General features: G+C 61.7%; 6 protein-coding genes and 1 tRNA gene. 4 read left to right on the forward strand and 3 right to left on the reverse strand.

The genetic code is table 11. The annotated features are described in order from the left end of the window. Position 1: 1 nt before the first annotated feature. A complete protein-coding gene (locus JOZ06_RS09080) occupies positions 2 to 691 on the reverse strand; it encodes a Bax inhibitor-1/YccA family protein (RefSeq protein WP_293231631.1) in 690 nt (229 codons plus the stop codon). A 174-nt stretch (positions 692 to 865) separates the two neighbouring features. Between JOZ06_RS09080 and JOZ06_RS09085 the strand changes: the two genes are divergently transcribed. Then, a tRNA-Leu gene (locus tag JOZ06_RS09085) sits at positions 866 to 950 on the forward strand. A 74-nt stretch (positions 951 to 1,024) separates the two neighbouring features. After that, positions 1,025 to 2,284: a hypothetical protein gene (locus tag JOZ06_RS09090; protein ID WP_293231634.1), complete on the forward strand. Its 1,260-nt coding sequence runs from the start codon at positions 1,025 to 1,027 to the stop codon at positions 2,282 to 2,284. On the opposite strand, the gene JOZ06_RS09095 is transcribed toward JOZ06_RS09090, so the two are convergent. Next, on the reverse strand, positions 2,281 to 2,733 hold the full coding sequence (locus JOZ06_RS09095) for an Rrf2 family transcriptional regulator (RefSeq protein WP_293231637.1): 453 nt from the start codon (positions 2,731 to 2,733) through the stop codon (positions 2,281 to 2,283). The two genes, JOZ06_RS09090 and JOZ06_RS09095, sit on opposite strands and share 4 nt — an antisense overlap. Positions 2,734 to 2,829: 96 nt before the next feature. After that, positions 2,830 to 5,100: a nitric-oxide reductase large subunit gene (locus tag JOZ06_RS09100; protein WP_293231639.1), complete on the reverse strand. Its 2,271-nt coding sequence runs from the start codon at positions 5,098 to 5,100 to the stop codon at positions 2,830 to 2,832. A 158-nt stretch (positions 5,101 to 5,258) separates the two neighbouring features. Between JOZ06_RS09100 and JOZ06_RS09105 the strand changes: the two genes are divergently transcribed. Further along, the gene (locus JOZ06_RS09105) at positions 5,259 to 5,870 is read left to right on the forward strand and encodes a hypothetical protein (RefSeq protein WP_293231641.1); all 612 of its coding nucleotides are present in this window, start codon (positions 5,259 to 5,261) and stop codon (positions 5,868 to 5,870) included. Positions 5,871 to 5,884: 14 nt separating this feature from the next. After that, on the forward strand, positions 5,885 to 6,173 hold a 289-nt coding region (locus tag JOZ06_RS09110; RefSeq protein WP_293231644.1), incomplete at its 3' end, for a SirB2 family protein.

Genomic DNA, 6,173 nt, shown 5'->3' on the forward strand with positions numbered 1-6,173 from the left:
CTTAGTTGCGGTTGTTGCCGCTCACCGCGATCAAGATCTGCAACAGGCTGGTGAACAGGTTGTAGATCGACACGTAGATGGTCAGCGCGGCCGAGATGTAGCTGGTTTCGCCACCGGCGACCACTTGCTTGACCTGATACATGATGATCAGCGCGCTAAACAGTGCGAAGCCCGCGGCGATCACCAGTTGGAACATCGGGATGCGCAGGAAGATGTTGGCGATCATCGCCACCATCAGCACGATGAAGCCCGCGCTGAGGAAGCTGCCGACGCCGGACAAGTCACGCTTGGTGGTGGCGCCGATGGTGGCCATCACCAGGAAGATCAGCGAGGTGGCGCCGCCGGCGACCATGATCAGGCCCGGGCCGTTTTGCAGGCGCAGCGCCACTTGCAACAACGGGCCAAGCAGAATGCCCATCAAGAAGGTGAAGGCGAACATCAGGTAAGCGCCAACCGGCGAATAGCGGTTCTTCTCGATGGCGAACATCAGGCCGTACAGACCGGCCAGCATCAGCAGCATGCCCATGATCGGGCTCGTGCGCAGGAACATGAAGCTCAGGTTCGTGCCGATCAGCGCGCCGATCACGGTGGGAATCAGGGAAAGGCCGAGTAGAGCGTAGGTGTTGCGCAGAACCTTTTGGCGTGCGTCGCCCAAGGTAGCGCTATATGCCGTCTGAAGGTTCGGTTGCATATGGATTTCTCCCGTAAGTTATAAATTGCGGACTGCATGTGCAGAAAGACATATGGCAGCCAAATTAGTTTCTTTCAAGAGCGAAGTGCGCCGGGTTGCCGCGAAGGTGGGCTTCAGGTAGTATTGCCGTCCTTGATCGAAGCGAAGCAATATTAGTCGCTTTGATTGTGTTTGGCGAGCGTGGCGGAATTGGTAGACGCACTGGATTTAGGTTCCAGCGCCGCAAGGCGTGAGAGTTCGAGTCTCTCCGCTCGCACCATCATCGATGACCCTCCTTTCAGTTCGTCGTCTTCATTTGCTATAGCGTATTGTGAACCATTACGCGATGGCGCCATGAACAAGACGACACGACGTATTCTCCCATTACTGGCCTCGACCTTGCTCGCGGGCTGCCAAACCACCAACTACGCCGAACAAGCCAGTGCTGCCCAAGCCGCGGGTGACTATCGTCAGGCGGCGGCACTGTGGGTGAAAGACGGCGAGTCCTCGTCGCCGGGCGCCAGTTTGTCCTATCTGCTGGCCGAGCAGCTCTACCGCGATAAGTTGGATGATCCCGCGCAGGCGGCCGTCTATGCGGGCAAAGCGTATTACCTGTCGCCATGGAGCCCTGGCGCGGCGCGAAAAGTCTATCTCCAGGCCTTGCGGCAACAAAATCAATCGGATGCCGAGGCACGGGTGCAGCGCTTCGATGGGCTGTACGGCAAATATTTTGGCCGTGCCCCGGTGCCTTTTCCCACTGCCCATAATCTGTTGGCGCAAAAGTCCTTCGATCCGGACCACATGCTGATGAATCGTGCCTGCGGCAAGCCTCCGGCCCAGGTGTCGTATGGCGGGGATGGGCGTTCCTGGGAATTGTGCGTGTATCAAGCGAATCTCGCCCGCTTGGGCGCGTTTCGAGGCGCGGTGATTGCCGCCGGCCTGCCGGAATATCAACCGGCGCTGGACCAGGCGCTGGCCGAGGGACGCGATCTGTTGGCATTGACGCAAAAACAGCCGGACGAGCCCGCGCCGGCGGGCGAGAGCGTCGACGTGGTCGGAGCTATCGGCAAGCTGCTGCAGGGAGTGGGCGCGGGCACCGGCGGCCAGAATGGCGCGGCCATGCAGGTGGCCGGCGAGACGATGACCGGCGGGCAGCCGGTCATGCCGGATATGTCGGCGACGCCGGCCGCGGCCGCGGCGGATGCGCCTTCTCCCGCCGCCCCGTCGGCCAAGGCGGCCTCCAATCAGCAGTTATATAACGCCGCGCTGGCAAAAGAGGAAAGCCAGGTTCAGCAACAACAGCAAGCGATCCAGCAGGCGCAAACGCAACGCCGCGCCTTTGCCACGCAGTGCCTGCATGTCGATAAGAATTGGCTCGATACGGTGGGCTATCAGCATGCGGTGATCTCGAATGGCTGCCAGGACGACGTCTGGGCTTACTACACCGATAGTCACGGCGCCGGCGAGGGCGGGGTGGTGAAGTCCGGCGATAGGCGGGAATTCGTGTTCAAGAACCGTGGGTTCGGCTGGATGACGCAGCTGAAGGGCTGCATCCTGAAATACGATATCGGGCGGCAGTGTGCCGGTAAGCTGGACGGCTTGGGTGCGTATTAGGGGCGTAGCGTGATCGGCTGGTATCCGCCAAGGCCTTGCGGTGTATGCGACTGCAGCAGGTCGGCCAGTGTGAACTGATCCAGATGGTTCAAAAACAGCCGGTTGGCCTCGTGTAAAACCCCCATGAGCTTGCAAGCGCCGAACAGCTTGCAATCCCCTTCGTAGTGATCCTTCAGGCATTCGACGATGCTGAGCGTCTCCTCGGTGTCGCGCACCACCGCGCCCACGTTGATCTCTTGCGGCGCGCGCGCCAGGCGCATGCCGCCGCCTTTGCCGCGCAAGGTGACGATATAGCCGCGCTTGCCCAGGTGATGGACCACTTTCATCAAGTGCCCCTCGGACAGTGCGTATTCCAGTGCGATTTCGTGGATCGTCGCCAGCTCGTCGCCCTTATGGGCCAGATAGATCAACACGCGCAGGGCGTAATCGGTAAAACGGTTGAGCTGCATGATGGTTCCATCGAAACGCCTTGAAGATATAATGATTATATATCTTATTTGGCGATATCAGTGAACGGCGGCCTCATTGCTGAGGCCGCCCGTTCATTACATTTCTTGCGGTACCGCGGCGCGGGAGGCGCGTCGGCCGATCAGCCGCAGCGCGAACCAGCCGAGGTAGCACACGCCCACGGCGAACACGATGTCACCCGGCACGCGCAGCCAGACCAGATCCTGCATTAGCGGCGAGTGGATGACTTCGGGCGAGCGGGCATACCACAGGCCGCGGCTGACGCAGGCCCAGGCTTGGTAGATGCCGGAGGGCAGGATGGAGAAGAACACCATCATGAATAGCCCGATGTTGAGCATCCAGAAGCTCGGCTTCAGCCACTTGTCTTCCCAGTTCTCGCGCGCCGTCATGCCGCGCAGGCAGAACAGCATCAAGCCGATGCCGAGCATGCCGTAGACGCCGAACAGGGCGGCATGGCCGTGCGCCGGGGTCATGTTGAGGCCCTGCACGTAGTAGAGCGAGATCGGCGGGTTGATCGAGAAGCCGAGCAAACCGGCGCCCACGGTGTTCCAGACGCCCACGGCGACGAAGCACAGGATCGACCACTTGTAGTTTTCCACCCAAGGCGCGGCGCGCGTCTGGCGATAGGTATGCCAGCCTTCCAGGCCCACGAGCGCGAGCGGCACCACTTCGAAGGCGGAGAAGACCGCGCCGACGGCGATCACCGCGGTGGTCGCGCCGGTGAAGTACAGGTGGTGCAGCGTGCCCAGGATGCCGCCGAACAGGAACACGATGGTTTCCATCACGATGGCGCGGTTGGCGCTTTCGATGCGGATCAGGCCGAGGCGGGAGAAGATCAGCGCGATCACCGCGGTGGCGAAGACCTCAAAGAAGCCTTCCACCCACAGGTGCACCAGCCACCAGCGCCAGTATTCGATCATCGAGTAGTGGGTGTGTTGCCCCCAGGCCAGCGACGACGCGTAGAACAGGCCGATACAGGTGGCCGACAGGAACACCATGGCGATCAGGCCGCGGCCTTCGGTCTGGCGGTTTTTCAGCGCCGGCATCAGCGCGCGGCCCATCAGGAACAGCCAGAACAGCAAGCCGACGAACAGCAGAATCTGCCACATACGGCCCATGCTGGTATAAGCCAGGCCCTGATTGCCGATCCAGAAGCTGAAGTTGGTGCCCAGATGTTGCAGCGAGCCGAGCCAGCCCATGGCGGTGGAGCCGACGACGATGAAAATCAGCGCCCAGAACAGCAGGTCGACGCCGAGTTTTTGCAGCTTGGGTTCATAACCCGACAGCACGGGGGAGATGTAGAGGCCGGTAGCGAGCCAGGCGGTGGCGATCCACAGCACGCCCAGCTGGGTGTGGATGGTGCGGCTGACGACCCAAGGCAATACTTCCGCCAGCGGGATGCCGAAGAAGCTATGTCCTTCGACGGTATAGTGCGCGGTGACGGCGCCCATGCCGACCTGGACCAGCAACAGTCCGATGACGACATAGAAGTACTTCATCGTGGCGCGCATCGACGGAGTGGGGCGGAGGTTGAACAGCGGGTCCTTGGCCGGCGTGGCGATGTGCTCACTCTCGCTTTCGCCGCGCGCGGAGTGGTACCAGATCATGCCGGCGATACCGGCGATCAGCAGCACCACGCTGGCGATCGACCACAGGCCGTTGGCGGCGGTGGGCGTGTTGCCGACCAGCGGTTCATGCGGCCAGTTGTTGGTGTAGGTTTTGTCGGTTTCGCCCGGACGATCGGTGGTGGCCGACCAGGCGGACCAGAAGTAGAACGATGCCAGCGCTTCACGGTCGTTGGCGGCGGGTACGGCATTGGCGGTCATCGCGTATTGATCGCGCAAGGTATCGAAGGCGGGGTCGGCGCTATACAGGCCTTCATAATGCGCGGCGATCTGCGCCACGGCTTGTGCGCGTTCGGCGCTGATCGTGATGCGGCCGCTTTGCGGATCATAGGTGTTCTTGCGCATCGCTTGACGTAGCCGGCCGTCGAGCAGGCTCTGATGGTCGGCGTCGAGCGCCTGGTAGGGCTGGCCATAGGCCTGGCGCGCCCAGATGTCGCGCAACGCCAGCGCTTCGCGGTGCAGCCAGTCGGCCGACCAGTCCGGCGCGACATAGCTGCCATGTCCCCAAACGGTGCCGACTTGCTGGCCGCCCGAGGCGAGCCATACTTGCTGGCCGCGTTGAATCTGCTCGCCGGTGAAGATCACCTTGCCGCCGGCGTCGACCACGGCGGTGGGAATCGGCGGCGCCGCCAAATAGATCTCCTTGCCGAGATACAGCAGGACCGAGAAGGACAGCAGGCAGATCACCGCCAGCCATCCCCATAAACGACGTGTTGACTTCATGGCTTTTTCCTCTGGGTGGGACATAAGATATATGTAACATACATCTTAATAAGATGCATATAAAATATATGTTAAAATCGGAACCCTTGATTCGAATCAAGCCGTCTTGCGTGTGGCTCTATAAGATATATAAAAAATATTTCTTATAAGGAGTCACCATGTATTTCCCCGAATTTTTTGCCCGCATTCCCGCCATCCATTTGGTCGACCCGCTGGCGGCCATGCTCGGCGCGGCCCAGGGCGGCATGCTGGAGTACCGTTACGAAGACGCGGTCAAGCTGGCCGGCCATTCCTGCCCGACGGTGGCCTCCGCCTATTGGCTGACCCACTTGGCGCTGCAACAGCTGTATCCGCAGGCGCTGCCCGTGCGCGGCGGCGTGCGCGTGATGCTGGCGGAAAACCGGACCACGGGCGTGACCGGCGTGATCGCGCAGGTGGTGACGTTGCTGACCGGCGCGGCGGACGAGGGCGGGTTCAAGGGGCTGGGCGGGCAATTCAGGCGTCAGGGGCTGTTGTCCTTTGCCGAGGAACAGCCGTTGGCGTTGCGGTTTACTCGGCTCGATACCGGCGCCAGCGTCGATGCCGAGGCCGATGTGGCCCGCGTGCCGCAGGTTCCGGAAGCGTCATCGTTGTTGGCGCATTGTTTGGCCGGCGAGGCCGGCGAGGATGAGCGCCTCGCCTTCGGCCGTTTGTGGCAAGATCGCGTGGCGAAGCTGCTGCTTGAGCATGGCGACGATCCGGCGGTGTTCATCGTGCGGCCGGCGGCTTAACCGGAAACGGAACTATGGATTACTTCATCGTCAAGGATGTGCACATGACCTGCGCGGCGCTGAGCATCGGTCTGTTCGCGTTGCGCGGCGGCTTGCAGCTGGCCGGCGTGGCGTGGCGGCGCTCGATGCTGCTGCGCATCGCGCCGCACGTGATCGACACCACGCTGCTGACGGCCGCGCTGTGGCTGATCAGCCAACTGCACCAATATCCGTTCGTCGACGGCTGGCTGACCGCCAAATTCGTCGCGCTGGTGGCGTACGTGTTGCTGGGAAAGTTGGCGCTGCGGCAAGGACAGCCCGCCC

The organism is Paludibacterium sp. (assembly GCF_019232825.1).
Classification (GTDB): Bacteria; Pseudomonadota; Gammaproteobacteria; order Burkholderiales; family Chromobacteriaceae; genus Paludibacterium.

What these genes read in the sequence shown, in the direction of transcription:
- JOZ06_RS09090 (WP_293231634.1), top strand. Translation starts at nt 1,025, where the DNA reads ATGAACAAGACGACACGACGTATTCTCCCATTACTGGCCTCGACCTTG.
- JOZ06_RS09100 (WP_293231639.1), bottom strand. Translation starts at nt 5,100, where the DNA reads ATGAAGTCAACACGTCGTTTATGGGGATGGCTGGCGGTGATCTGCCTG.
- JOZ06_RS09095 (WP_293231637.1), bottom strand. Translation starts at nt 2,733, where the DNA reads ATGCAGCTCAACCGTTTTACCGATTACGCCCTGCGCGTGTTGATCTAT.
- JOZ06_RS09105 (WP_293231641.1), top strand. Translation starts at nt 5,259, where the DNA reads ATGTATTTCCCCGAATTTTTTGCCCGCATTCCCGCCATCCATTTGGTC.
- JOZ06_RS09080 (WP_293231631.1), bottom strand. Translation starts at nt 691, where the DNA reads ATGCAACCGAACCTTCAGACGGCATATAGCGCTACCTTGGGCGACGCA.